Annotated in this window: 25 protein-coding genes; 12 read left to right on the top strand and 13 right to left on the bottom strand. The window is 60.6% G+C overall.

Annotation, left to right across the window (positions count from 1 at the left end; translation table 11 throughout):
* Nucleotides 1-114: 114 nt before the first annotated feature.
* Together AC1DIH_RS11885 and AC1DIH_RS11880 are read left to right on the top strand one after the other, a co-directional pair.
* Nucleotides 115-1,116, top strand: a complete 1,002-nt coding sequence (locus AC1DIH_RS11885) for a FecR family protein (protein ID WP_477771806.1) — start codon at nt 115-117, stop codon at nt 1,114-1,116.
* 18 nt (nt 1,117-1,134) lie between these two features.
* Nucleotides 1,135-3,441, top strand: coding sequence for a CHASE2 domain-containing protein (locus tag AC1DIH_RS11880; RefSeq protein ID WP_477771805.1), 2,307 nt, complete (start codon nt 1,135-1,137; stop codon nt 3,439-3,441).
* A gap of 201 nt (nt 3,442-3,642) precedes the next feature.
* On the opposite strand, the gene AC1DIH_RS11875 is transcribed toward AC1DIH_RS11880, so the two are convergent.
* From AC1DIH_RS11875 to glyQ, 4 genes are all read right to left on the bottom strand, one after another.
* Nucleotides 3,643-4,413, bottom strand: a complete 771-nt coding sequence (locus tag AC1DIH_RS11875; RefSeq protein ID WP_123581840.1) for a lysophospholipid acyltransferase family protein — start codon at nt 4,411-4,413, stop codon at nt 3,643-3,645.
* A gap of 63 nt (nt 4,414-4,476) precedes the next feature.
* Nucleotides 4,477-5,016: a D-glycero-beta-D-manno-heptose 1,7-bisphosphate 7-phosphatase gene (gene gmhB, locus AC1DIH_RS11870; protein WP_477771804.1), complete on the bottom strand. Its 540-nt coding sequence runs from the start codon at nt 5,014-5,016 to the stop codon at nt 4,477-4,479.
* 4 nt (nt 5,017-5,020) lie between these two features.
* A complete protein-coding gene (gene glyS / locus AC1DIH_RS11865; RefSeq protein ID WP_477771803.1) occupies nt 5,021-7,075 on the bottom strand; it encodes a glycine--tRNA ligase subunit beta in 2,055 nt (684 codons plus the stop codon).
* The gene (gene glyQ / locus AC1DIH_RS11860) at nt 7,072-8,025 is read right to left on the bottom strand and encodes a glycine--tRNA ligase subunit alpha (protein ID WP_031319418.1); all 954 of its coding nucleotides are present in this window, start codon (nt 8,023-8,025) and stop codon (nt 7,072-7,074) included. Before glyQ ends, glyS begins: the two co-directional genes overlap by 4 nt.
* A gap of 81 nt (nt 8,026-8,106) precedes the next feature.
* On the opposite strand from glyQ, the gene tag reads away from it, so the two are divergent.
* The 3 genes from tag to AC1DIH_RS11845 all read left to right on the top strand — a co-directional run bounded on the left by tag (nt 8,107) and on the right by AC1DIH_RS11845 (nt 9,920).
* A complete protein-coding gene (tag, locus tag AC1DIH_RS11855) occupies nt 8,107-8,670 on the top strand; it encodes a DNA-3-methyladenine glycosylase I (protein WP_427542226.1) in 564 nt (187 codons plus the stop codon).
* Between the two features lie 51 nt (nt 8,671-8,721).
* Nucleotides 8,722-9,609: a lysophospholipid acyltransferase gene (locus tag AC1DIH_RS11850; RefSeq protein ID WP_427542223.1), complete on the top strand. Its 888-nt coding sequence runs from the start codon at nt 8,722-8,724 to the stop codon at nt 9,607-9,609.
* Nucleotides 9,610-9,680: 71 nt separating this feature from the next.
* Entirely contained in the window at nt 9,681-9,920 is a 240-nt protein-coding gene (locus AC1DIH_RS11845) for a PilZ domain-containing protein (RefSeq protein WP_477771802.1), read from the top strand.
* Nucleotides 9,921-9,936: 16 nt separating this feature from the next.
* Here the strand turns inward: AC1DIH_RS11845 and AC1DIH_RS11840 are convergent, their stop codons facing one another.
* From AC1DIH_RS11840 to def, 5 genes are all read right to left on the bottom strand, one after another.
* Nucleotides 9,937-10,251 carry a tetratricopeptide repeat protein gene (locus AC1DIH_RS11840; protein WP_477771801.1) on the bottom strand — a complete coding sequence of 105 codons (315 nt, stop codon included), beginning with the start codon at nt 10,249-10,251 and terminating at the stop codon, nt 9,937-9,939.
* A 178-nt stretch (nt 10,252-10,429) separates the two neighbouring features.
* Nucleotides 10,430-11,803: a Trk system potassium transporter TrkA gene (gene trkA / locus AC1DIH_RS11835; protein ID WP_054594890.1), complete on the bottom strand. Its 1,374-nt coding sequence runs from the start codon at nt 11,801-11,803 to the stop codon at nt 10,430-10,432.
* Between the two features lie 23 nt (nt 11,804-11,826).
* Entirely contained in the window at nt 11,827-13,137 is a 1,311-nt protein-coding gene (gene rsmB / locus AC1DIH_RS11830) for a 16S rRNA (cytosine(967)-C(5))-methyltransferase RsmB (protein ID WP_477771800.1), read from the bottom strand.
* Nucleotides 13,134-14,093 (bottom strand): methionyl-tRNA formyltransferase, encoded by a 960-nt coding sequence (fmt, locus tag AC1DIH_RS11825; protein WP_477771799.1) that lies wholly within the window; start codon nt 14,091-14,093, stop codon nt 13,134-13,136. Before fmt ends, rsmB begins: the two co-directional genes overlap by 4 nt.
* A 66-nt stretch (nt 14,094-14,159) precedes the next feature.
* Entirely contained in the window at nt 14,160-14,666 is a 507-nt protein-coding gene (gene def, locus AC1DIH_RS11820; RefSeq protein WP_145017680.1) for a peptide deformylase, read from the bottom strand.
* Nucleotides 14,667-14,836: 170 nt separating this feature from the next.
* Here def and AC1DIH_RS11815 point away from each other — a divergent pair, with 170 nt between their 5' ends.
* The 3 genes from AC1DIH_RS11815 (at nt 14,837) to tsaC (ending at nt 17,655) form a co-directional block, all read left to right on the top strand.
* On the top strand, nt 14,837-15,862 hold the full coding sequence (locus AC1DIH_RS11815; protein ID WP_427531068.1) for a LysM peptidoglycan-binding domain-containing protein: 1,026 nt from the start codon (nt 14,837-14,839) through the stop codon (nt 15,860-15,862).
* A gap of 80 nt (nt 15,863-15,942) precedes the next feature.
* Nucleotides 15,943-17,046, top strand: a complete 1,104-nt coding sequence (dprA, locus tag AC1DIH_RS11810; protein ID WP_477771798.1) for a DNA-processing protein DprA — start codon at nt 15,943-15,945, stop codon at nt 17,044-17,046.
* Between the two features lie 51 nt (nt 17,047-17,097).
* On the top strand, nt 17,098-17,655 hold the full coding sequence (gene tsaC / locus AC1DIH_RS11805) for an L-threonylcarbamoyladenylate synthase type 1 TsaC (RefSeq protein ID WP_477771797.1): 558 nt from the start codon (nt 17,098-17,100) through the stop codon (nt 17,653-17,655).
* 133 nt (nt 17,656-17,788) lie between these two features.
* Here the strand turns inward: tsaC and AC1DIH_RS11800 are convergent, their stop codons facing one another.
* Nucleotides 17,789-18,766, bottom strand: a complete 978-nt coding sequence (locus AC1DIH_RS11800; RefSeq protein ID WP_054594897.1) for an NADPH:quinone reductase — start codon at nt 18,764-18,766, stop codon at nt 17,789-17,791.
* Nucleotides 18,767-18,945: 179 nt separating this feature from the next.
* Between AC1DIH_RS11800 and hemF the strand changes: the two genes are divergently transcribed.
* Both hemF and aroE read left to right on the top strand, forming a co-directional pair.
* Nucleotides 18,946-19,860 (top strand): oxygen-dependent coproporphyrinogen oxidase, encoded by a 915-nt coding sequence (gene hemF, locus AC1DIH_RS11795; RefSeq protein WP_477771796.1) that lies wholly within the window; start codon nt 18,946-18,948, stop codon nt 19,858-19,860.
* Nucleotides 19,861-19,873: 13 nt separating this feature from the next.
* On the top strand, nt 19,874-20,695 hold the full coding sequence (aroE, locus tag AC1DIH_RS11790; RefSeq protein WP_477771795.1) for a shikimate dehydrogenase: 822 nt from the start codon (nt 19,874-19,876) through the stop codon (nt 20,693-20,695).
* A gap of 66 nt (nt 20,696-20,761) precedes the next feature.
* Here aroE and AC1DIH_RS11785 read toward each other — a convergent pair whose 3' ends face one another.
* The 3 genes from AC1DIH_RS11785 to betC all read right to left on the bottom strand — a co-directional run bounded on the left by AC1DIH_RS11785 (nt 20,762) and on the right by betC (nt 24,975).
* A complete protein-coding gene (locus AC1DIH_RS11785; protein ID WP_477771794.1) occupies nt 20,762-22,330 on the bottom strand; it encodes a SulP family inorganic anion transporter in 1,569 nt (522 codons plus the stop codon).
* Between the two features lie 194 nt (nt 22,331-22,524).
* Nucleotides 22,525-23,445, bottom strand: a complete 921-nt coding sequence (choX, locus tag AC1DIH_RS11780; protein WP_054594901.1) for a choline ABC transporter substrate-binding protein — start codon at nt 23,443-23,445, stop codon at nt 22,525-22,527.
* 15 nt (nt 23,446-23,460) lie between these two features.
* Entirely contained in the window at nt 23,461-24,975 is a 1,515-nt protein-coding gene (betC, locus tag AC1DIH_RS11775) for a choline-sulfatase (RefSeq protein ID WP_477771793.1), read from the bottom strand.
* A 114-nt stretch (nt 24,976-25,089) separates the two neighbouring features.
* On the opposite strand from betC, the gene AC1DIH_RS11770 reads away from it, so the two are divergent.
* Nucleotides 25,090-26,040: a choline sulfate utilization transcriptional regulator gene (locus AC1DIH_RS11770; protein ID WP_477771792.1), complete on the top strand. Its 951-nt coding sequence runs from the start codon at nt 25,090-25,092 to the stop codon at nt 26,038-26,040.
* 38 nt (nt 26,041-26,078) lie between these two features.
* Nucleotides 26,079-26,405: a DOPA 4,5-dioxygenase family protein gene (locus AC1DIH_RS11765; protein ID WP_477771791.1), complete on the top strand. Its 327-nt coding sequence runs from the start codon at nt 26,079-26,081 to the stop codon at nt 26,403-26,405.
* The last annotated feature ends 116 nt before the right edge of the window (nt 26,406-26,521 follow it).

Below are 26,521 nucleotides of genomic sequence, written 5' to 3'. Positions count from 1 at the left end.
GGCGTTTTGCATAGATGTGGGCTATCTGCCACAGAGCCCCGTCGGGTAAGGTGCGTAAGGCTGATGAATCAGATGATCGGCCAGATTCTAATAAAAGCGTGTAAAGCGAATCCAATGAGCCAAATGACTTCTTTGCATTGTCGCCACCTGGGCACCTGCCTGTTGCTGGTCGTTGGCCTGGTGAGTCCGTTGACCCAGAACGCATCCGCAGCGTTCTTCGATTCAAAGCGCTTGCCGTATATCGATGACAACCAGCAATGCCGTGGACAACCCCTGCCCGCCACTGTCGAACACCTGACGGGCGAAGCCTGGAAGCTCGACCGCAAGGGTAATCAAATGGCGCTCGAAGAAGGGATGACGGTTGACGAGCAGGAAGGCGTGAAGACCTCCCCTTCGGCGTTCGTCAGCCTGTCGTTGGGCGATGGATCACGTATCGTCCTGCCGTCCAGTTCGCAGGTCACGTTGCGTTTGAACGAAGAACTCGTTGTCCCCCAGGTAATTCTTGAGCAAGGTCAGGTCGAGTCATATGTGATCAAGCGCGCCAGCGACTATGATCGTTTTCAGATTGTGACGCCGGTCGGCGTGCTCGGGGTCCGAGGCACGCACTTTCGGGTGCGAAACAACGACAATGGGCAATCGCTGATCGAAGTGCTGAATGGTCAGGTGGCTGTCGATCGTGGTGAAAACGTCGACGCGCCTCCGAAAAAACGCACAGGCAAACCACTCGCGAAAAAAGCCGAAAAACCGGCAGATGAAGTGCAGGTCATGGCTCGCCAGGGGTTACGCATTCAGAAGGAAGGCAAGCTGACGCCGAGCGAGCTGTTGCCAGCACCGCAGTTGTTGGGGCAGACCGGTCAAACCGGCCCTGCACCGGTCTGGCAGTTGATCATGAAACCCTTGAACGGGGCCACGCGCTACCGGGCGCAAGTGGCGACCGATAAGGACTTTCTGAACATCAAGCAGGAACAGTTTTCCAGCACGCCAGAGATCAACTTCAGTGGGTTGAAGGCGTTTTTCTACCATGTTCGACTCTCTGCGTATGACGAGCAGGGGCTTGAGGGAGAGACCGGGGTATATGACATCTTCTATTACCCCAGGACCACGCGTGTCCAATAACGACTCGGCTCATTGTCGATGAAACCCTGGCCAAGGAAGGAAGGTCGCGAGCCGACCCAGGCCCAGCGGCTGTTTCGTCGGATGGTCCGTGAATGGCTGTGGGTCAGCCTGATCCTGCTGCCATTGACGGCGCTGCTGTCCTTGAACCATGGGCTGACGCTGAGCAATCTGCTGTACGACAACCTGCGTCGGCTGAGCCCGCTACCGGTCGACCCGCGAATCCTCATCGTCACCATCGACGATTACAGCTTGCAGCAACTCGGTCAGTGGCCCTGGTCGCGAACCTTGCACGCCGACCTGCTGGATCGGCTCAGCGCTGCGAAGGCCAAGGGCGTGCTGTTCGACGTCATTTTCAGCGAGCCAGACAAACTTCCCGACAACGACCAGCGCCTGGCACACGCCGCATGCCGGGCCGGCAATGTGTTCGTGCCTTTGCTGCGCGAAGGGGTTGCCCGTTATGGACAGCCACTGGGTGAAATCGAACCCGTGGCGCCATTGAGGCTCTGTGCCAAAGGTATCGGGCATATCAACGCTGAGGCGGACGCTGATGGCATCGTACGCAGCGTGTACCTGCGCGAAGGCCCTGAGCGTAATCCAAGGGCGCAACTGGCCTGGCTGCTTTATGAGACGACCACGGACGGCCTGGATACCCTGCCCGGCTCGCCGTTGTCATTGACGGTTCAAGGCTGGCAACGAACCAACGGCATTCGAATCCCCTTTATCAGCGCTAATGCAGGTTTCCCCAGCGTTCCTTACGTCAGCGTGCTGCGGGGTGAAGTGCCTCCCGAGCTGCTGCGTGATCGCCTGATCCTGATTGGCTCTACGGCGCCGGGGTTGGGCGACCGCTATGTGACACCGCAATCAGCGAGCATTGGCACCACGCCGGGCATCGAGATTCAAGCCAACATCCTCAACGGTCTGCTGCAACACCGCAGCATTGTGGTACTTGCCGATGGCTGGGCGGTCGGGTTGTCGACGGCCATCGTCGCGTTGCTGCTGGCCTTGCTGCTGTTCCGTCCACGGCGCGCCTTGTGGTTGACCCTGGGCTGCATGCTGATGGCGCTGCTCGCCTCGGCGCTGTTGCTCCGAGCCGGTTGGTGGTGGTCGCCCACCGCCAGTTTGCTGGGGATGCTGCTGGGGTATTTGATCTGGAACTGGCGACGCTTGAGTGCAGTGCTCGCTTACTTCGGCTGGGAGCTGGCACGGCTGGATAGTGAACCGAAAGTGTTTCCAGAGCGCCGCCGCACGCCGTCACCGGCCGGCGATGTATTGCAGGGGCAGATCGTCGCGCTGGAACAGGCGATGAGCCGGACCCGCGATACCCGACGCTTCATCGCCGACGGTCTGGAATACCTGCCGGTGGCGACGCTGATCAGTGATCCTGGCGGGCGAATACTGCTGGCCAATCGTAACGCCCGGTGTCTGTTTGCCAGCGATCTGGTCGGCGAAGACCTGCTGCGACGGCTCACGGAGATTGGTTATCCGGGGCTGCTTGAGCACGGAGGTCCGGCATTGTCGACGCTTGAGACCTGCGAGTTTCGCGACAGCCAAGGGCGAAGTTTGCGTCTGGATCTGGCGCCATTGCTGCCGGCTGAAGGCGGAACGGCGATCGGCTGGTTGCTCAGCCTGACGGACTTGAGCCTCGAGCGCGATGCCGAGGAACAGCGCGCGGTGCTGCTGCGGTTTCTTTCCCATGACCTGCGCGCCCCTCATTCAGCGATTCTGGCCTTGCTCGACGTCCAGCATCACCAAGGCACGGGTGATACGCAGTTGTTCAGCCAGATCGAGTTGCAGGTACGCAAAGCCTTGAGCCTGACCGAGGCTTTTGTGCAGCTGGCCAAAGCCGAGTCCGAGGCGTACCAGTTCGAACCGAGCATGTTCGCGATGCTGGTGCTGGATGCGTTTGATCAGGCGATGAGCATTGCGCAACTCAAGCAGATCGAGTTGTTGCACGATCTGGACGAAGAAGCGGAAGGCATGGTCCTGGCCGACCAGTCGTTGCTGACCCGGGCGCTGTTCAACCTGTTGGAAAACGCCATCAAGTACAGCCCGGCGGGTTCGCAGGTCAGTGTGCGGGTGAGTTGTGCACAGGGCTGGCTGACCTGCGAGATCACCGACCAGGGCAAAGGTATTGCAGCCGACGAACTCCCCGAATTGTTCAGCCAGTACAAGCGCTTTGCTTCGTCTCAAGGCAGTGAGGGACTGGGCCTGGGGTTGTCGATGGTCAAAGCCGTGGTGGATCGCCACGGGGGACGGATTTTCTGTGAAAGCCATGTTGGGCAAGGTACGACATTCAGCGTTCAACTGCCGTTGCTGGAAGAATGAAGACGGTGTAGAGCTGCTACGGGTCGTGTGATAACCAGGCATAAAAAAACCGGCGCAAATAGCCGGTTTTTTTTGCGTCGTGAAAACTTATGCACGTTTTTCAGCGTTTTATGATGTTAAGAAATATCTATATAAATCATAAAGTTAGTTAACAAATAAGACGCTTTTCAACAAAACGGTACACAGGTTATCCACAGAACCTCAGACAGTCTCTTTATCCGCTGCCGCAGGCAATGGCGGTAGCGAACCCATGTCTCGCTGGGTCTGCTCGTTCCAGGCCGCAGCGCGGTCGTTGAGCTCGGCAATCGCCCGTGGTCCGCTGCCTTCGGCATACATCGGTGCACCGATAACGACGGTGATGGTGCCAGGTGTTTTCAGCCAACCGGTTTTCGGCCAGAACTTGCCGGCGTTATGCGCAATTGGCAGCACAGGCAACTGCGCATTGACCGCCAACGCCGTGCCACCACGAGAGAACTTGCCGACCGTGCCGAACGGAACGCGGGTGCCTTCCGGGAAGATCAGCACCCAGACATTGTCCTTGAGCAGTTCATCGCCCTTCTTCGCCACATGCTTGAGCGCGGCTTTCGGGTTGTCGCGGTCGATGGCGATCGGTCGCAGCATGGCCATCGCCCAGCCGAAGAACGGCACATACAGCAGTTCGCGCTTGAGCACCTGGCTCAACGGCTCGAAGTAGGCCGACAGAAAGAACGTCTCCCAGGTGCTCTGGTGGTTCGACAGAATCACGCACGGCTGGTCGGGGATATTCTCGGCGCCTTTGACTTCATAGCGAATGTCCAGGAACACCTTGCTCAGCCACAGCGCGCAACGGCACCAGTAGACGTTGATGAAACGATAGCGTGCCTTGAACGGTAAAAAAGGCGCGATAAAAAAGCTCAGGCTGCACCAGAGCAACGAGCTGGTGCCCAGCAGCAGGTAAAAAAGAAAGGTTCTGATTGCCTGCAAGATCGACATAGCGGCATTTGCCTATTAAAAGTGCGCCCCCGAACAATCCTTGATCAGGATGTCAGAATCGCCCTAGTTGTGGATAAGTTCTGCGGCAATCGCCGCCAGATCGTCAAAAATCAAGGTGCCTACCGGTAGGGTCTTGCCCTGAGTCTTTTCGCCTTTACCGGTTTTTACCAAAACTGGCTGACAGTCGACGGCCTTTGCCGCCTCCAGGTCACCGAGACTGTCGCCGACGAACCATAGATTAGTCAGCGTCACGTCGTAATGTGCGGCAATGGTTTTAAGCATGCCGGGTTTTGGCTTACGACAATCGCAGCCTTCGTCCGGCCCGTGCGGGCAATAGACGATGAGGCCGAGCTCGCCGCCCTGCTCTGCCACCAACGTGCGCAAGCGCTCGTGCATGGCGTCGAGGGTGGCGACATCGTAGTAGCCGCGAGCAATGCCGGACTGGTTGGTAGCCACGGCTACCGTCCAGCCGGCCTTGCTCAACTGCGCGATGGCTTCGATCGAGCCCGGGAGTGGAATCCACTCTTCCACCGACTTGATGTAAGCGTCGGAGTCGTAATTGATCACTCCGTCCCGATCGAGAATCAGCAGTTTCAACAGCAACTCCTCAGCCCAGCAACGAGATGTCGGCAACGCCGAGGAACAGACCGCGCAAACGCGCCAGCAACGCATAACGGTTGGCGCGGACCTTGGCGTCTTCCGCGTTGACCATCACGGCTTCGAAGAACGCATCGACCGGCTCGCGCAACGCGGCCAGACGTGCCAGCGATTCGCTGTACTGACGGGCTGCAGCCATTGGCTGCACCGCTTGATCCGCTTGCTGGATCGCCGAGTACAGGGAGAATTCGGCGGCGTTGTCGAAGTACTTGGCTTCAACGGTGCTCGGCACGCTGCCTTCGAGTTTGCTCAGCAGGTTCGATACGCGCTTGTTCACCGCAGCCAGTGCAGCGGCTTCCGGCAATTTGCGGAACGCTTCCACCGCTTGTACGCGCTGATCGAAGTCCAGCGCCGAACCTGGTTTCAGGGCACGAACCGACAGGTAAGTGGCCACATCCACGCCTTCGTCTTCGTAACGGGCACGCAGACGGTCGAAGATGAACTCCAGCACCGAATCAGCCAGGCCGGCAGCCTTGACCTTGCTGCCGAACGCATTGACGGCGAACGCCACGGCGTCGGTCAGGTCGAGGTCGAGCTTCTTGTCGATCAGGATCCGCAACACGCCCAGCGCAGCACGGCGCAGGGCATACGGGTCTTTGCTACCGGTTGGCAGCATGCCGACACCGAAGATCCCGACCAGGGTGTCGAGCTTGTCGGCGATGGCCACGGCTGCACCGGTCAGGGTGGTCGGCAATTCAGCGCCGGCACCGCGCGGCATGTACTGCTCGTTCAGCGCCAGTGCGACATCTTCCGGCTCGCCATCGTTGAGGGCGTAGTAGTAACCAGCGACGCCTTGCATCTCCGGGAACTCACCGACCATCTCGGTTGCCAGGTCGCACTTCGACAACAGGCCCGCACGCGCCGCCCACGAGGCGTTGCCGCCAATGCGCTGAGCGATGAATGCGGCCAGTTTCGACACGCGCTCGGCCTTGTCGTAGACGCTGCCGAGTTTTTCCTGGAACACCACGTTTTGCAGGCGCAGGTTGAAGTCTTCGAGTTTCTGCTTCTTGTCTTGCTTGAAGAAGAATTCGGCGTCGGTCAGACGTGGGCGAACCACTTTCTCGTTACCGTCGATGATCTGCTGCGGGTCTTTGCTCTCGATGTTGGCCACGGTAATGAAACGTGGCAGCAACTTGCCGTCGGCATCCAGCAGGCAGAAGTACTTCTGGTTGTCCTGCATGGTGGTGATCAGGGCTTCTTGCGGCACATCGAGGAAACGCTCCTCGAACGAGCACACCAGCGGCACTGGCCATTCCACCAGCGCGGTCACTTCATCGAGCAGGTCCGGCGGAACGATCGCGGTCCCTTCCTGACGAGTGGCCAATTCGGCGGTACGCGTGCTGATCAGCTCGCGGCGCTCAGTGGCATCGGCCAGTACGTAGGCCGCGCGCAGGTCGTTCAGGTAGTTGGCTGGCGAGGTGATGCGCACGCTTTCCGGGTGGTGGAAGCGGTGACCACGGGAATCGCGACCGGCCTTCTGGGCGAGGATGGTGCAGTCGATGACCTGGTCACCGAGCAGCATCACCAGCCATTGGGTTGGGCGAACGAATTCTTCCTTGCGAGCACCCCAACGCATGCGCTTCGGGATAGGCAGGTCGTTCAGCGAGTCTTCGACGATGGTCGGCAACAGGCTGACGGTCGGCTTGCCGGCGATGCTTTGGCTGTAACGCAGCTTCGGCCCGCTTTGATCGATTTCGCTCAGCTCTACGCCGCACTTCTTGGCGAAGCCCAGGGCGGCCTGGGTCGGATTGCCTTCGGCATCGAACGCGGCCTGGCGTGGCGGGCCGTCGAGGTTGATGCTGCGATCCGGCTGTTGAGTGGCCAGTTTGGTGATCAGCACGGCCAGACGACGCGGTGCGGCGTAGACCTGCTTGGCTTCAAAGCCCAGGCCAGCGGCCAGCAGGCCCTTCTCGATACCGGCGAGGAACGCATCGGCCAGGGTGTTCAGGGCCTTGGGTGGCAGCTCTTCGGTGCCCAGTTCAACCAGGAAATCTTGAGCACTCATTGTGCAGCCTCCAGCTTAGCCAACACTTCATCACGCAAATCCGGGGTCGCCATCGGGAAGCCCAGCTTGGCGCGAGCCAGCAGGTAGGCTTGTGCAACGGAACGCGCCAGGGTGCGGACACGCAGAATGTATTGCTGACGCGCAGTCACCGAGATCGCCCGGCGTGCGTCCAGCAGGTTGAAGGTGTGCGAGGCCTTCAGGACCATTTCATAGCTTGGCAGCGGCAGCGGTTGATCGAGTTCGATCAGGCGCTTGGCTTCGCTTTCGTAGAAATCGAACAGTTCGAACAGCTTCTCGACGTTGGCGTGTTCGAAGTTGTAGGTCGACTGCTCCACTTCGTTCTGGTGGAACACGTCGCCGTAGGTCACTTTGCCGAACGGACCGTCAGCCCAGACCAGGTCGTAGACCGAGTCCACGCCTTGCAGGTACATGGCCAGACGCTCGAGGCCGTAGGTGATTTCGCCGGTCACCGGGTAGCACTCGATGCCGCCCGCCGCCTGGAAGTAGGTGAACTGCGTCACTTCCATGCCGTTGAGCCAGACTTCCCAGCCCAGGCCCCAGGCACCGAGGGTCGGCGATTCCCAGTTGTCTTCGACGAAACGGATGTCGTGCACCAATGGGTCCAGGCCCACGTGCTTGAGGGAGCCCAGGTACAGTTCCTGGAAGTTGTCCGGGTTCGGCTTCAGGACTACCTGGAACTGGTAGTAGTGCTGCAGACGGTTCGGGTTTTCGCCGTAGCGGCCGTCAGTCGGGCGACGACTGGGCTGCACATAAGCGGCGTTCCAGGTTTCCGGGCCGATGGCGCGCAGGAACGTGGCGGTATGGAAAGTGCCGGCGCCTACTTCCATATCGTAGGGCTGAAGTACCACACAACCTTGCTCGGCCCAGTATTGCTGGAGGGCGAGGATCAAGTCTTGGAAGGTACGCACGGCTGGCGTAGGCTGGCTCACGAAATTCACCTGTTTCTTGGGCTGCGATTTAAAGAGCGGGAGTATACCCGATTCATTCGTCCGCACGCCCCCTGGAGCCTTATGCCACGCTGCTTTTGGTGTTCCGAAGATCCGCTGTACATGGCTTATCACGATCAGGAGTGGGGCGTACCGCTACGCGATGCGCAGCGCTTGTTCGAGTTGCTTTTGCTCGAAGGGTTCCAGGCTGGCCTGTCCTGGATCACCGTGCTGAGGAAACGCGAGCGCTACCGTGAGGTGTTGTTCGGCTTCGATGTACAACGGGTGGCGCAGATGAGCGACGCCGAAATAGACGATTTGATGCTCGATCCGGGGATCATCCGCAACCGTCTCAAACTAAACGCCGCCCGGCGCAATGCCCAGGCCTGGATGGCGCTGGAGGACCCGGTGGAACTGCTCTGGTCGTTTGTCGGCGGCGTCCCGCAGATCAATCATTTCAAGGATCGCAGTGAAGTACCGGCTGTGACGCCGGCCGCTGTGGAGATGAGCAAAGGTCTGAAAAAAGCCGGCTTCACGTTTGTCGGCCCGACCATCTGCTATGCCTTGATGCAGGCCTCGGGCATGGTCATGGATCACACCACCGATTGTGATCGTTACGCCATCTTGCGCAGTGGGCGGTTAGAATAGCCGGCTCGCGACAAGGTTCATGACGTCGGTTCAGAAGATCAGGAGTGACCTGTGGATAAGTTTAAAGGCGCCTTGCTGGTAGGCGCTCTGCGGTTGTTTGCCCTGCTCCCGTGGCGGGCGGTGCAAACGGTAGGCGCGGCGATTGGCTGGGTCATGTGGAAAACCCCCAACCGTTCCCGCGATGTGGTGCGCATCAACCTCGCCAAGTGCTTCCCCGAAATGGACGCCGCCGAGCGTGAGCGTCTGGTCGGGCAAAGCCTGATGGACATCGGCAAATCATTGACCGAAAGCGCCTGCGCCTGGATCTGGCCGGCACAGCGTTCCATCGATCTGGTGCGTGAAGTCGAGGGCCTCGATGTGCTCAAGGACGCGCTGGCTTCCGGCAAAGGCGTGGTCGGCATCACCAGCCACCTGGGCAACTGGGAAGTGTTGAACCACTTCTATTGCAGCCAGTGCAAACCGATCATTTTCTACCGTCCGCCCAAGCTCAAGGCGGTGGATGAATTGCTGCGCAAGCAACGGGTGCAGTTGGGCAACCGCGTGGCAGCGTCCACCAAGGAAGGCATCCTCAGTGTCATCAAGGAAGTGCGCAAAGGTGGTGCAGTGGGAATTCCGGCTGACCCGGAACCGGCCGAATCCGCCGGGATCTTCGTGCCCTTCTTCGCCACCAAGGCTTTGACCAGCAAGTTCGTGCCGAACATGCTCGCAGGCGGCAAAGCGGTCGGCGTCTTCCTGCACGCCCTGCGCCTGCCGGACGGTTCAGGCTACAAAGTGATCCTGGAAGCCGCGCCCGAGGCCATGTACAGCACCGATACCGAGACGTCCTGCGCGGCCATGAGCCAGATCGTCGAGAAGTACGTGCGGGCTTACCCGAGCCAATACATGTGGAGCATGAAGCGCTTCAAGAAACGCCCGCCGGGCGAAGCACGCTGGTATTGATCCAGTTGGCATGATCTGTGGATAACCTTGGGCTGGGGTTATCCACAACCGTTCAATCAAGGGCGCAGAAGATGTCCGAACACCGTAAGTCATTTCGAATCAAGATCCAGCACGAGAGCTTCGGCGAGTGCCTGGGCCAGACTCGCAACCTTTCCGCCAGCGGCGTCTACGTGAAGCATCCGACGCTCGCGGCGTTGGCCAAGGGTGCCGTGGTCTATGGTCAGGTGCAGGGGTTACCGTGCGGTGCGCCGCGAGTGCGCATGGAAGTGGTGCAGGTCGACGCTGATGGCATCGGTCTGCGTTACCTTTGAGTTGAGTGTTTTTTGATCAGTTTCCTGACCGCTCAAGCTTCTTCAGAAACACGCTCATTTCCTTTTCTGCCTGCTTGTCGCCATGCGCGCGGGCAGCTTCCAGGCCCTGTTCCCAGGCCTGACGGGCGGCTGCGTGGTCAGCCAGTGCCAAGTGGGCCTTACCCAACAACTTCCAGGCTGCCGAGTACTTCGGATCGAATGCCACGCAGCGGCTGAAATGCTCGACCGCCTTGGCATTTTCGCCCAGATCCAGATAACCCTTGCCCAGACCGAAGCGCAGCAGCGAGTTATCCACACCCTTGGCGAGCATTTTTTCCAGGGATTCGATCATCGGGTGGATTCCTTGTTGAGGAGTGTCAGGGATTGATCTGTTTTAGTGGGGCCGCTATCGCGAGCAGGCTCGCTCCCACATGTGATCTTCAGTGGACACCGATTTTGTGTACAACCGGATCCACTGTGGGAGCGAGCCTGCTCGCGATTGAGCCAGCCCGGCCAATGCGGATTTGGGATCAGAAAAAGCTCAACCCCACATGAAACAGCTTCTCCACATCGCGAATATGCTTTTTATCCACAAGGAACAGAATCACATGGTCACCGGCTTCGATCACGGTGTCATCGTGGGCGATCAGCACTTCTTCGTCGCGAATGATCGCACCAATGGTAGTCCCTGGTGGCAAGACGATGTTTTCTATGGCCTTGCCGATGACCTTGCTCGACTTCGCATCACCATGGGCAATCGCCTCGATGGCTTCTGCCGCACCGCGACGCAGTGAGTGCACGCTGACGATATCGCCCCGGCGCACGTGGGCCAGCAAAGTGCCAATGGTCGCCAGCTGCGGACTGATGGCGATGTCGATATCACCGCCCTGGATCAGGTCGACATAGGCCGGGTTGTTGATGATGGTCATCACCTTCTTCGCGCCCAGGCGTTTGGCCAGCAGCGAGGACATGATGTTGGCTTCGTCGTCGTTGGTCAGCGCCAGGAACAGATCGGCGTCGGCGATGTTCTCTTCCAGCAGCAAATCACGGTCCGAGGCGCTGCCCTGCAACACCACGGTGCTGTCGAGGGTGTCCGAGAGGTAACGGCAGCGCGCCGGGTTCATCTCGATGATCTTCACCTGGTAACGACTTTCAATGGCTTCGGCCAAGCGTTCGCCGATCTGCCCGCCGCCGGCGATGACAATGCGTTTGTAGCTCTCGTCGAGCCGGCGCATTTCGCTCATCACAGCGCGAATATTCGCCTTGGCCGCGATGAAAAACACTTCGTCGTCGGCTTCGATCACTGTATCGCCTTGCGGCAGGATCGGTCGGTCGCGACGGAAAATCGCCGCCACGCGGGTGTCGACGTTCGGCATGTGCTCGCGCAACTGGCGCAATTGCTGCCCCACCAGCGGTCCGCCGTAGTAAGCCTTGACCGCCACCAACTGGGCCTTGCCCTCGGCGAAGTCGATGACCTGCAAGGCGCCGGGGTGCTCGATCAGGCGCTTGATGTAGTGGGTCACTACTTGTTCCGGGCTGATCAGCACGTCGACCGGAATCGCATCGTTGTCGAACAGGCCGGCGCGGGTCAGGTACGCGGCTTCGCGCACCCGGGCGATCTTGGTCGGTGTGTGGAACAGGGTGTGCGCGACCTGGCAGGCGACCATGTTGGTCTCGTCGCTGTTGGTCACCGCCACCAGCATGTCGGCGTCGTCGGCACCAGCCTGGCGCAGCACCGTCGGGAACGAGCCGCGACCTTGCACGGTGCGGATGTCCAGGCGGTCACCAAGGTCGCGCAGGCGTTCGCCGTCGGTGTCGACCACGGTGATGTCGTTCGCTTCGCTGGCCAAGTGTTCCGCCAGCGTACCGCCGACCTGCCCGGCGCCGAGGATGATGATCTTCATCCGCTCACTCCCTTGAAATCCGCTTAACCGCGTGCGGCGGCAATCTTGATCAGCTTGGCGTAGTAGAACCCGTCGTGACCGCCCTCTTGCGCCAGCAACTGGCGGCCATGCGGTTGCTTGATGCCGGCCTGGCTGGCGATGTCCAACTCGCGAGCACCCGGAGTTCGGGCGAGGAACGCTTCGATGACTTCGGTGTTTTCGGTCGGCAAAGTCGAGCAGGTGGCGTACAGCAGGATGCCGCCGACGTCGAGGGTCGGCCACATCGCGTCGAGCAGTTCGCCCTGAAGCACCGCGAGCGCAGCGATGTCATCCGGCTGGCGGGTCAGTTTGATGTCCGGGTGCCGGCGAATCACGCCGGTCGCCGAGCAGGGCGCGTCGAGCAGGATGCGCTGGAACGGCTTGCCGTCCCACCACGCTTGAGTGTCGCGACCGTCGGCGGCGATCAATTCGGCGCTGAGGCCCAGCCGCTCAAGGTTTTCCCGCACGCGCACCAGACGCTTGGCTTCCAGGTCCACGGCCACCACGCCGGCCAGTTCTGGCTCGACTTCGAGGATGTGGCAGGTCTTGCCACCCGGTGCGCAGCAGGCGTCGAGCACCCGTTGGCCCGGCGCCAGGTCCAGCAGATCCGCCGCCAGTTGTGCGGCTTCGTCTTGCACGCTGATCCAGCCTTCGACGAAACCCGGCAGTTGGCGCACATCGCCCGGCGTGTCGAGCACGATGCCGTCCCGACTGAACGCGCACGGCTTGGCCGCGACACCGGCATCGCTCAGCAAGGCGAGGTAGGCATCGCGCGTGTGATGACGACGGTTGACCCGCAAAATCATTGGCGGGTGCGCGTTGTTCGCGGCGCAAATGGCTTCCCACTGTTCAGGCCAGAACGCCTTGAGGGATTTTTGCAGCCAGCGCGGGTGCGCGGTGCGCACCACCGGATCGTGCTCAAGCTCAGCCAGCAGTGCTTCGCTTTCACGTTGGGCACGGCGCAGCACGGCGTTGAGCAGGGCTTTGGCCCACGGTTTTTTCAACTTGTCGGCGCAGCCCACGGTTTCACCGATGGCGGCGTGGGCCGGGACACGGGTGTACAGCAACTGATAGAGGCCGACCAGCAACAGCGCTTCGACGTCAGCATCAGAGGCTTTGAAAGGCTTTTGCAGCAGCTTGGCAGCCAGTGCCGACAAGCGCGGCTGCCAGCGGGCGGTGCCAAAGGCCAGGTCCTGGGTGAAGCCGCGATCGCGGTCTTCGACCTTGTCCAGTTGCGTCGGCAATGAACTGTTCAGCGAAGCCTTGCCGTTAAGGACGGCGGCCAAGGCCTTGGCGGCGGCCAGACGCGGGTTCATTGGGCGTCCACCGCTTGGCCCAGGACGGTGCCCACGGCAAATTTCTCACGACGGCTGTTGAACAAGTCGCTGAAGTTCAGCGCCTTGCCACCGGGCAATTGCAGACGCGTCAGGCACAGCGCCTGTTCACCGCAGGCGACGATCAAGCCGTCCTTGCTGGCGCCGAGGATCTCGCCCGGTGCACCTTTGCCTTCGGCGAGGCTGGCAGCGAGCACTTTCAAGGCTTCGCCATTGAGCGTGCTGTGGCAGATCGGCCACGGATTGAATGCGCGAACCAGACGTTCCAACTCAACCGCAGGGCGGCTCCAGTCGATACGCGCTTCGTCTTTGTTCAATTTGTGCGCATAGGTGGCGAGGCTGTCGTCCTGCACCTCGCCTTCCAGCGTGCCGGCGGCCAGCCCGGCAATCGCTTGAACCACGGCTGGCGGGCCCATCTCGGCGAGACGGTCATGCAGGCTGCCGCCCGTGTCATCAGCGCTGATCGGCGTGGTGACCTTGAGCAGCATCGGCCCGGTGTCGAGGCCGGCTTCCATGCGTATCACGGTCACGCCGCTTTCAGCGTCGCCTGCTTCAACAGCGCGCTGGATCGGCGCCGCACCGCGCCAGCGTGGCAGCAACGAGGCGTGGCTGTTGATGCAGCCCAGGCGCGGAATATCCAGTACCACTTGTGGCAGGATCAGGCCGTAGGCCACGACGACCATCAAGTCCGGCTTGAGTGCAGCCAGTTCGGCCTGGGCCTCGGCGTTGCGCAGGGTTGGTGGTTGCAGCACCTGGATGTTGTGCTCCAGAGCCAACTGCTTGACCGGGCTCGGCATCAGCTTTTGCCCACGACCCGCCGGGCGATCCGGTTGGGTGTAGACCGCAACGATCTCATAGGGGCTGTCGAGCAGGGCCTTGAGGTGTTCGGCRGCAAATTCGGGGGTGCCGGCAAAGACGATGCGCAGTGGCTCAGTCATGGGAATTCTCGGTTGGAAACACGCGGAAAAGAAAAAGGCTTGCCGCAGCAAGCCTTTGGAAGGGCATCAAGCGTTCTGGCGATGGAGCTTTTCCAGCTTCTTCTTGATCCGGTCGCGTTTGAGCGTGGACAGGTAATCGACGAACAATTTACCGTTGAGGTGGTCGCATTCGTGCTGAATGCACACCGCCAGCAGCTCTTCGGCGATCAGTTCAAAAGGCTTGCCGTCACGGTCCAGGGCGTTGATCTTCACGCGTTGCGGGCGGTCGACGTTTTCGTAGAAGCCCGGAACGGAAAGGCAGCCTTCCTGGTACTGACCCATTTCGTCGGTCAGGACTTCGAACTCGGGGTTGATGAACACCCGAGGTTCGCTGCGGTCTTCGGAAAGGTCCATGACCACGATGCGTTTGTGCACGTTGACCTGGGTCGCCGCAAGGCCGATGCCGGGTGCTTCATACATTGTTTCAAACATGTCATCGACCAACTGCCGCACTTCGTCGTCCACTACGGCCACCGGTTTGGCGATAGTACGCAGGCGCGGGTCAGGAAATTCGAGGATGTTCAAAATAGCCATAAGCGTAATTGCTGCACGTGTGAAGTAAAGTCTGGGCCGATGGCCTGGCGGGTCCGAAGATGCAGGCTACCGTTGTAAAACGTAGCTCCCTTCTTTTCATTGGAAAGGGGGAGCGGGCCACGAGGGCTCTGGCGTTCTACTCGAATGCACATAATAAAGGGATTCACCGCATGAGGAAATCACTACTCGCCCTGCTGCTTCTGGCCTCGGCCGGTTTCGCACATGGACAAGTGCAACTCAAGGAAGGTTTTCCACAGCATTACACCGTAGTGGCGGGCGACACACTTTGGGACATCTCCGGAAAATACCTCCGCGAACCCTGGAAATGGCCCGAACTCTGGCAGGCCAACCCGCAGATCGAAAACCCCAACCTGATTTATCCCGGTGATTCGCTGTCACTGGTCTACATCAACGGGCAACCGCGCCTGACCCTCAATCGCGGGGCTTCACGCGGCACTATCAAGCTCTCGCCACAAGTGCGCAGCACGCCGATGGCCGACGCCATTCCGAGTATTCCGCTGCGCTCGATCAACAGTTTCCTGTTGAGCAACCGCATCATCGACAACGTCGAAGACTTCAACAAGGCGCCGTATATCGTTGCCGGCGACGCCGAACGGGTACTCAGCGGCATGGGCGATCGCATCTACGCACGCGGCAAGCTCGACCCGGCGCAGTCGGTGTACGGCATTTTCCGTCAGGGCAAGGTCTACAGCGACCCGCAAAGCAAAGAGTTTCTGGGGATCAACGCCGACGACATCGGCGGCGGCGAGATCATCGCCACTGAAGGCGATGTCGCCACCCTCGCCTTGCAACGCACCACGCAAGAGGTTCGACTCGGCGACCGCTTGTTCAGCGGCGAAGAGCGGGCGATCAACTCGACCTTCATGCCCAGCGCGCCCAAAACCGATATTCATGGCTTGATCATCGACGTGCCACGCGGTGTTACGCAGATCGGTGCGCTCGATGTGGTCACTTTGAACAAGGGCCAGCGCGACGGCTTGGCCGAAGGCAACGTGCTGGTGGTGATGAAAACCGGTGAAACCGTGCGTGACCGGGTCACGGGCGAACAGGTGAAAATCCCGGATGAGCGCGCCGGTTTGCTGATGATCTTCCGCACCTACGAAAAGCTCAGCTATGGCTTGGTACTCAACGCCTCGCGCTCCCTGGCGGTGATGGACAAGGTGCGTAATCCGTAAAAGACTCAACACGTTACCAACAGACTTATCCACAGCTTGTTGCTGATTCAACACGACCAATAACGATCAAGGATGATCTTATGCCGCTGTTTGCACCTACGCAGGTTTCACCGGCGGAACTGGAAGCGCGTTTGCGTTTGCATCGTCTCCCGGAGCTCGGCCCTCGACGTTTTCAAAAGCTGCTCGAAGCCTTCGGCTCGGCCTCAAAAGCCATCAGCGCACCGGCCTCTGCCTGGCGCGCCTTGGGATTGCCGGCGGCAAGTGCCGAGGCCAGACGTAGCCCTGAAATTCGTGACGGCGCCTACCACGCATTGGCCTGGCTAGAGCGTGAGGGCCAGCATTTACTGATGTTTGACCAGCCGGGCTACCCGGCGCTGTTGGCAGAAATCAGTGACCCGCCACCGTTGCTGTTTGTCGCGGGTGATCCAGGCATTCTGGAAAAACCGCAGCTGGCGATGGTCGGTAGCCGGCGCGCATCGAGGCCGGGAATGGACACCGCTGCGGCGTTTTCCCGCAGCCTGGCGGGTGCCGGATTTGTCATCACCAGCGGTCTGGCGTTGGGGATCGATGCGGCGGCACATCAAGCCGCACTGGACGTCGGTGGGCAGACCGTCGGAGTGCTCGGCACCGGTCTGGAAAATTTTTATCCACAGCGCAATCGGCGGATCGCCGACGCGATGATTGCGCAAGGCAGTGCGGTGGTTTCCGAGTTCCCGCTGGACGCCGGACCGCAGGCCAGCAACTTCCCGCGGCGCAATCGGATCATCAGCGGTTTATCCCTCGGCGTGCTGGTGGTCGAGGCCAGTGTCGCCAGCGGCTCGCTGATCACTGCACGGTTGGCGGCAGAACAGGGACGCGAGGTGTATGCCATTCCAGGATCGATCCATCACCCCGGGGCCCGTGGTTGCCACCAGTTGATCCGTGACGGCGCGGTATTGGTGGAAACCATCGAACATATCCTCGAAGGCCTGCGTGGCTGGCAGAATCTGCCGTTATCCACAGACGCTGCGGCGCCCGTCGATCATCCGTTGCTGTGTCTGCTGTTTGCCGCCCCGCATACCAGCGAGGCCTTGGCCGACGCGGCGGGATGGGCGTTGCCGAAGGTATTGGCGGCGCTGACAGAGCTTGAAATGGAGGGTCGAGCGGTGAGTGAAGGCGGACGCTGGTTTGCGCGCGTAAGCTAGGTTCATGAAAGATCGGTAAACTGCGCACAGCCTTATTTTGGAGAGTCGGTAATGGTCAACAGTTGGCGTGTGCAACAAGCCGCACAAGCTATTCGCGCAGGGGCGGTGATTGCTTACCCAACCGAAGCTGTCTGGGGTCTGGGTTGCGACCCTTGGGACGAAGAGGCGGTGTATCGCTTGCTGGCGATCAAGGGCCGTTCGGTGGAAAAGGGCCTGATCCTGATTGCCGACAACATTCGCCAGTTCGACTTCCTGTTCGAAGACTTCCCGGAACTGTGGATGGATCGCATGGCCAGCACCTGGCCGGGGCCGAACACCTGGCTGGTGCCCCATCAGAACATGCTGCCGCAATGGATCACCGGAGTGCATGAGACCGTGGCGTTGCGGGTTAGCGATCACCCTCTGGTGCGGGATTTGTGTTCGTTGGTCGGGCCACTGGTGTCGACTTCGGCCAACCCGCAAGGCCGGCCGGCAGCGCGTTCGCGAATTCGTGTCGAGCAGTATTTCCGCGGGCAAATCGATCTGGTGCTGGGCGGGAATCTGGGCGGCCGGAAAAACCCGAGCCTGATTCGCGATCTGGCGACCGGCAATGTGGTGCGCCCGGCTTGAGACCGAGGTGAGCCCATCGCGAGCAGGCTCGCTCCCACACTGGACCTATGTCGTACACAAATTTTGTGTTCACTAAAGATCTACTGTGGGAGCGAGCCTGCTCGCGATGAGGGCCTGACAGACACCATAAATCTTAAGGCAAAAGCACCGTCGACCCGGTAGTACGCCGCGCCGACAGCTCAATCTGCGCCTTAGCCGCGTCAGCCAGTGGATAACGCTGGTTGATGTCCACCTTCAGCTGGCCGCTGATGATCATCCCGAACAGCTCATCGGCCATGGTTTGCAGGTTTTCAGCGTTGTTGGCGTAAGTCCCCAGGGTTGGCCGGGTCACGTACAGCGAGCCCTTCGCCGCGAGAATCCCCAGGTTCACCCCGTCCACCGCACCCGATGCGTTGCCGAAACTCACCACCAGCCCGCGTGGCGCCACGCAGTCGAGCGAAGTCAGCCAGGTGTCCTTGCCAACGCCGTCGTAGACCACCGGCACCTTTTTGCCATCAGTCAGTTCCAGCACACGCTGTACGACGTTTTCCTTGCTGTAGTCGATGGTTGCCCAGGCTCCGAGGGATTTTGCCAGTGCGGCTTTTTCCGGCGAACTGACGGTACCGATCAGCTTCACGCCCAAGGCCTTGGCCCATTGGCAGGCCAGCGAACCGACACCACCGGCAGCGGCGTGAAACAGGATGGTCTCGCCACCCTTGAGTTCGTAGGTCTGACGCAACAGGTACTGCACGGTCAGGCCCTTGAGCATGACGCCCGCGGCCTGTTCGAAACTGATGGCGTCCGGCAGATGCACCAGATTGTCTTGCGGCAACACATGCATCTCGCTGTAAGCACCCAGTGGGCCACTGCCGTAGGCCACGCGGTCACCGACCTTGAAACGCGTGACGTCGCTGCCCACCGCGTCGACCACGCCCGCGCCTTCCGCGCCCAGGCCCGATGGCAGGGCGGGCGGCGCGTAGAGGCCGCTGCGGTAATAGGTGTCGATGAAATTCAGACCGATAGCCTTGTTGCTGACGCGTACTTGCTGCGGGCCCGGCTCGGCAGGCTGATAATCCACATACTCAAGCACTTCTGGGCCGCCATGGGCACGGAACTGGATACGTTTGGCCATCTGCACTCTCCTTGGGTGTGTTTGCCGTCGGTCTTTCGGCGAAGGACCCTATCGGACTCCTAAGCTTGATCTTCGTCAACTGCGACGGTCACGAGTGCAGTGTTATGCTACGCGCCCATTTGCGCCGGCCGCCGTTCTGATCGTGCGCCGCGTAGCTTTGCCCGATTCAAGGTGATGCCATGACTACCCGCACCGAGGCCGTAAAAGCCTACCTGCTCGACCTGCAAGACCGCATTTGTGCTGCGCTGGAAGCCGAAGACGGTGGCACTCGTTTCGTCGAAGACGCCTGGACCCGGCCTGCCGGTGGTGGCGGTCGCACGCGGGTGATCGAAAACGGCGCGGTCATCGAGAAGGGCGGTGTCAACTTTTCCCACGTCTTTGGCAGCGGTCTTCCGCCGTCCGCCAGCGCCCATCGGCCGGAACTGGCCGGGCGCGGTTTCGAAGCCCTTGGCGTGTCGCTGGTGATTCACCCGCACAACCCGCATGTGCCGACGTCCCACGCCAACGTGCGCTTTTTCATCGCCGAGAAAGAAGGCGAAGAACCGGTCTGGTGGTTCGGCGGCGGTTTCGACCTGACGCCTTACTACGGCAATGAAGAAGACTGCGCGCATTGGCACCGCGTGGCCGCGAAGGCCTGCGAGCCCTTTGGGCCAGACGTCTACAGCCGTTACAAGGCGTGGTGCGACAGCTATTTCCACATCAAGCATCGCAACGAGCCTCGGGGTATCGGCGGTCTGTTCTTCGATGACCTGAACGAGTGGGACTTCGACACCTGCTTCGCCTTCATGCGCGCTATCGGCGATGCTTACATCGACGCTTACCTGCCGATCGTCCAGCGTCGCAAGGCACAAGCTTTTACCGCGAAACAGCGTGAGTTCCAGGAGTTTCGCCGTGGGCGCTACGTCGAATTCAACCTGGTGTACGACCGTGGCACGCTGTTCGGCCTGCAATCGGGCGGGCGTACCGAGTCGATTCTCATGTCGCTGCCGCCGCAAGTGCGTTGGGGTTACGACTGGAAGCCCGAGCCTGGTAGCGAAGAAGCGCGCCTGACCGAGTATTTCCTGCAAGACCGCGATTGGTTGGCTAACGCCTGAACGAGGACTCCTGATGGACCGTTACGTCGTATTCGGTAACCCGATTGGCCACAGTAAATCGCCGTTGATCCATCGCCTGTTTGCCGAGCAGACCGCTCAAAAACTGGACTACAGCACCTTGCTGGCGCCGCTGGATGACTTTTCCGGTTGTGCCACGGAGTTTTTCCGCGAAGGCCGTGGTGCCAACGTCACGGTGCCGTTCAAGGAAGACGCCTATCGTCTGGCCAACAGCCTGACGGAACGGGCGCAGCGAGCAGGTGCGGTCAACACCTTGAGCAAACTGGCGGATGGCAGCTTGTTGGGCGACAACACCGATGGCGCCGGGCTGGTGCGGGATTTGACGGTCAACGCCGGGTTCAGCCTGCGCGGTAAACGCATTCTGCTGCTGGGCGCTGGCGGTGCGGTGCGTGGCGCGCTGGAGCCGTTGCTGGCCGAGCAGCCGGCGTCGGTGATCATTGCCAATCGCACACTGGAAAAAGCCGAATTGCTGGCCGAACTGTTCGCTGATCTTGGTCCGGTGTCCGCCAGTGGTTTCGACTGGCTGCGTGAGCCGGTGGACCTGATCATCAATGCGACGTCGGCCAGTCTGTCAGGCGATGTACCACCGATTGCCAGCAGCCTGATCGAGCCGGGCAAGACCGTTTGCTACGACATGATGTACAGCAAGGAACCGACCTCGTTCTGCCGCTGGGCCAGCGAACACGGCGCCGCGGTGTCGATGGATGGCTTGGGGATGCTCGCCGAACAGGCCGCCGAAGCGTTCTTCCTGTGGCGCGGCGTACGCCCGGACACCGCGCCGGTGCTGGCCGAACTCCGCCGCCAGCTGGCGCTCTAGGCTTTTGTGGCGAGGGAGCTTGCTCCCTCGCCACAGGGGTTGGGCCCGACGTGGTATTTGCGTGTTTCAATCCTCAAACCGGATCGGGCATTTCTCCGCTCCTTCGAGCTTTATCAACTCCTCGACCACATGCCCCCGCGCCCGGCGCAGGATCAGGCTGCGGCCTTGTCTGAGCAGTCGGCGCGCTTCCTGGTGCAGCATCTCTACGCCGGAATAGTCGATGAAGTTGATGTACTGCCCTTCGATCACCACCTTCAAACCTTGAGTGCGTTGCAGACGGACTTGCAGGTAGTGGCTGGCACCGAAGAAGATCGAGCCGCCGACCCGTAGAATCTCTTCATCGCCTTCGCTCCATTGCTGCACGCGGGGTTGCGAGGTGCGTTTGAGGTAGAAAAACAGCGAGGCCAACACCCCGGCGTAGATCGCCGTTTGTAGTTCCAGCAGCAAGGTGGCGACGCATGTCAGCGCCATCACCGCGAATTCGGCATGGCTGACCCGAAACAACGCGCGAATGCCGCGATGGTCCACCAATCCCCAGCAAATCAGCAGAATGCTCCCGGCCATCGCTGGAATCGGGATATGCGCTATCAGCGTCGCCCCGGTCAGTGCAAACAACGCCACCCACAGCGCCGAGAACACCCCGGCCAGTGGCGAGCAGGCACCCGCCTCATAACTCAATCCCGAACGGGTAAAGGAACCGGCCGATAGCGAGCCTGCGAAAAAGCTGCCGACGATGTTCGAAAGCCCCTGCGCGCGGACCTCCTGATTCGCATCGAGTAACTGCTGCGAGCGTTGCGACAAGGAGCGGGCAATCGACAGGCTGGTCACCAGCCCGAGCATGCCGACTGCCACCGCACTGGGCAGCAGGCGCAACACCAGGTCCAGATCCAGCGGCAATGGGCTGAACGGCGGCAACCGGCCCACGAACGAGCTGACCAACTTCACATGGCCAAACATCGACGGCCACAGCCACACCAGCAGCCCGCTGAAGATCAGGCTGATCAACAGGCTCGGCCAGCGTGGCAGCAGCAGTTTCAGCGCAATGCCCACTGCCAGCGTGCCAAGGCCCAGCACCAGCGACGGTTTATCCAGCGCGCCAATGTCGCCGATCAGTGACACCAGGCTGTTCAGCGCCGTCGCCTGATTCGGCAGGTCCAGCCCCAACAGGTTCGGCAACTGCCCGAGGGCGATCACCACCGCCGCACCGAGGGTGAAACCCAGCACCACCGAGTGCGAGACAAAGTTCACCAGCGCGCCAAAGCGCAACATGCCCAGCAGCCACTGGAAAATACCGGCGAGGAAGGTCAGCAGCAGGATCAGCGTGATGTAGTCCTGGGAACCGGGCACGGCCAAGGGACTGATGCTGGCGTAAAGAACGATAGAGATCGCTGCTGTCGGGCCACAGATCAAATGCCAGGAGGACCCCCAGAGGCAGGCAATCAACACCGGGACGATGGCAGCGTACAAGCCGTATTCGGCGGGTAACCCGGCGATCAGGGCGTAGGCAATGGACTGCGGCAACGCAAGAATCGCCCCGCTGAGGCCAACGACAAGGTCGCGGCCAACGCTGGCGCGGGTTTGCCGGGGCAGCCAACTGAGAAAGGGGAAGAGCTTATGGCGTCTGGAGATTGCCATGGGGCCTCTCGGTCGGAATCATTCAAAGGCGTCAGGATAAAGCATTGTGGCGAGGGAGCTTGCTCCCGCTGGGCTGCATAGCAGCCCCAAAACCGGCAATCGCGCTCTTTCAGATACAACGCAATGAGCGATTTTGCGACCGCTGCGCGGTCGAGCGGGAGCAAGCTCCCTCGCCACAGGGTGGTCAGAGATCCTTACAGTTTGGCCTTTACGGCTGGCAACGCGTCCTTCCCGTCCACGGTCTTCACGCCATCCAGCCACTTGTCCAGCACCGCCGGATTGGCCTTGATCCACGCCTTCGCCGCGTCGGCGTTGCTGAGCTTCTTGTTCACCACCTCGGCCATGATGCTGTTCTCCATCTCCTGGGTGAAGCTCAGGTTGGTCAGCAGCTTGCCAACGTTCGGGCAGGCCTGTGCATAACCTTTGCGGGTCAGGGTGTGGACACTGCCGGTGTCGCCGAAGTATTTCTCGCCGCCCTTCAGGTAATGCATTTTCAACTGCACGTTCATCGGGTGCGGGGTCCAGCCGAGGAAGGTCACGAACTTCTGCTTTTTCACCGCGCGGGACACTTCGGCGAGCATTGCCTGTTCGCTGGATTCGATCAGCTTCCATTGGCCGAGGTCGAAATCGTTCTTCTTGATGATCTCCTGCAGCGAGATGTTTGCCGGGGCGCCGGAGCCGATGCCGTAGATCTTCTTGTCGAATTTGTCGGCGTATTTGTTCAGGTCGGCAAAGTTATGCACACCGGCGTCCCACACGTAGTCCGGCACGGCCAGGGTGAACTCGGTGCCATCGAGGTTCTTCGACAGTTGGGTGACATCGCCGTTGGCCACGAATTTGTCGTAGAAGCCTTGCTGCGCCGGCATCCAGTTACCCAGGAACACATCGACCTGGCCGTCCTTGAGCCCGCCAAAGGTGATCGGCACCGCCAAGGTGTCGACCTTGGCCTTGTAGCCCATGCCCTCAAGCAGGAAACCGGTGATGGCGTTGGTCGCGGCGATGTCGCTCCAGCCCGGGTCCGCCATTTTCACCGTGTCGCAACTTTGCTCGGCGTAGGCCGAAACGCTGCTCAAGGCCAGCAGCCCCGCCGTCAGTACTGTGGATAACTTTTGCATGTTCTTCCCCTTACGTTATTGGTTTTGGCAGGGTTGTGGATAACGTGCTTTGCGCTCCAGATCATCGAGGTCGATGTGGTTGCGCATGTACTGCTGGCTGGCGTCCACCAGCGGCTGGTGGTCCCAGCTCTTCAACTTGCCGAGGGTCAGCGCCTGGGCGACGAAACGTCGTCGACGCTGGCTGGCGAGGACCTGTTGGTGGATTTCCGGGATATTCCATTTTTCCCGTGCTTCGGCGAGAAAATCGTCGAACAACTGACGATGTTGCGTGGATTGGCTGAGCTCCTCCTGTTCGTGCGGATCGTTGTGTACGTCGAAGAGCAGGCACGGATCGTCTTCGCTGTAGATGAATTTGTACGCGCCACGGCGGATCATCATCAGTGGACTGATGGTGCCTTCGGCCATGTATTCACCAAACACTTCGTCGTGTCCGCCCTGCCCTTGCAGGTGTGGCACCAGCGAACGGCCGTCCAGTGGCAAGCCGGGTTCCAACGTGCCGCCGGCCAGTTCCACCAGGGTTGGCAGCAAGTCGGCGGTGGACACCGCAGCGCTTACTCGGCCAGCGGCGAACTGCCCCGGTGCGCTGACCAGCAGCGGCACGCGGGCGGCCATTTCGAACCAGTGCATTTTGTACCAGAGCCCACGCTCGCCGAGCATGTCGCCGTGGTCGCCGGAGAAGACGATGATGGTGTCATCGATCAGCCCCGTATCCTCGAGGGTTTGCAGAAGTTTGCCGACGTTGCTGTCGATATAGCTGCACGCACCGAAATAGGCGCGCCGCGCATCGCGAATCTTATCCACAGGCAGCGGCTTGTCCCACAGGTCGTACACTTTAAGCAGACGCTGGGAATGCGGATCGAGATCGGTTTGCGCCGGGGTTTCCGGCAACGGGATGTCTAGGTTGTCGTACAGCTCCCAAAAGGCTTTGGGAATGGTGTACGGATCGTGTGGGTGAGTCATCGACACGGTCAGGCAAAACGGCTGGTCGCCATCTTCGCGGATGTGATCGAACAGGTACTGCTGGGCCTTGAACACCACCTCTTCGTCGAAATCCAGCTGATTGGTGCGCACGCAGGGCCCGGCCTGCAGCACCGAGGACATGTTGTGATACCAGCTCGGGCGTACGTCCGGCTCATCCCAGTTCACTGCCCAGCCGTAGTCGGCCGGGTAGATGTCGCTGGTCAGGCGCTCTTCGTAGCCATGCAACTGATCCGGGCCACAGAAGTGCATCTTGCCGGACAACGCAGTGCGGTAGCCCAGGCGCCGCAGGTAGTGGGCATAAGTCGGCACGTCCGCCGGAAAATCCGCCGCGTTGTCGTAGGCGCCGATCTTGCTCGGTAACTGGCCGCTGACCAGGGTGAAACGCGAAGGGGCGCACAATGGGCTGTTGCAATACGCGGCGTCGAACACCACGCCTTGCGCGGCGAGGCGGCTCAGGTTGGGCAGCTTGATCGGCGATGAACCGTAGAACGGCAACAGGGGCGCGGCCATTTGATCGGCCATGATGAAAAGAATGTTCTTGCGCTTCATGAGATCGCGGCATTCCATAGTGAGCAGTTATGCGAAAGTGCTGTGATCGAGGATGTAGCCCACGCACTTCACGGTAAAGCCCACGCCCGGCAATGACTAGGATAAGCACAGCTTATGTATGACGCCCTTGGTGATTTGTCTCTGGACCTGTTCCGCGCCTTTGAGGCCGCTGCACGTCACCGCAGCTTCACCGCTGCGGCGGTGGAACTCGGCACCACGCAGCCTGCTGTCAGCCAGCAGCTCAAACGGTTGGAGGAGCAACTCGGCACGCGGTTGTTCGACCGCATCTACCGAGGCATCGAGCTGACCGAGGCCGGAGCGATTCTGTTCGAACAGGTGCAGGCCGGTTTGCAGAGCATCGACGCCGGGCTGAACGCGATCAGCGCCCAGCATCAGCATGAGGTGTTGCAGGTGGCCACCGACTTCGCCTTCGCCGCCTATTGGCTGATGCCGCGTCTGCACCGCTTCCACCAAGCCAATCCGCAGGTGGACGTCAGCCTGGTCACCAGCGAACGCAGCCACAACATGCTGCGCACTGACATCGACGTGGCCGTGCTGTTTGGTGATGGGCGTTTCAAGCAGGGCGAAAGCCATTGGCTGTTCAGTGAGGAAGTATTCCCGGTGTGCAGCCCGCTGCTGCTCAAAGACCGCGCGATACCCCTGCCCGCCCACGCATTGCAGGAATTACCGCTGCTGCATTTACGCGGTGAAAACAGCAGCCATTGGTTCGACTGGAGCGGCGTGTTCCGCACTTTGGGCATCGCCACTCCACCTGCACCGGGGCAGCTGCGTTTCGACAACTACACGCTGTTGATTCAAGCGGCGATTGGCGGCCAGGGCGTGGCGATTGGTTGGCGGCACCTTGTGGATAACTTGTTGGCGCAAGGCTTGTTGTGCCGGCCGATTACCGAGACGGCGATATCGAGCTTCGGCTATTACGTGGTCCTGCCCCAGCGCAAACGCCGCGGTGCGCTGATCCAGCAGTTCGTCGACTGGCTGATGACCGAACAGGCCAGCAGCGCGGAGTCGCTGACAGGTTTGGCGCTGCCATCGATTGCGGTGTAGCGTTGCGGGTGGAATGAATCCCGAGACACGAGAACGCTATGCAACGGATCAAGGGCTATCACGCCCATGTGTACTTTGACGCGAACACCATCGATCAGGCGCGAGCCCTGTGTGAGCAGGCTGCGCAGTTGTTTGCGCTGAAGATGGGCCGGGTGCACGAACGGCTGGTCGGCCCGCACCCGGACTGGAGTTGCCAGCTGGCCTTCGCACCGGAACTGCTCGGCGAAGTGCTGCCGTGGCTGGCGCTTAATCGCAAAGGTTTGGTGGTATTTGTGCACCCGGACACCGGCGATGACCTGGCCGACCACACCGACCATGCGATCTGGCTGGGTGCGGTTCGGCCACTGGATTTGTCGATTTTTTAAGCAGGCTGGGTTGCCTGTCAGGGCCTCATCGCGAGCAGGCTCGCTCCCACATTGAAATGCGTTCCTCTGTGGGAGCGAGCCTGCTCGCGATGGCGGTGGTTCGGGTTACACAAAAC

This window comes from Pseudomonas sp. 05N36 (genome assembly GCF_056397385.1).
The sequence above is the reverse complement of the archived record's forward strand: the minus strand, read 5'-3'. Positions and strand labels throughout refer to the sequence as shown.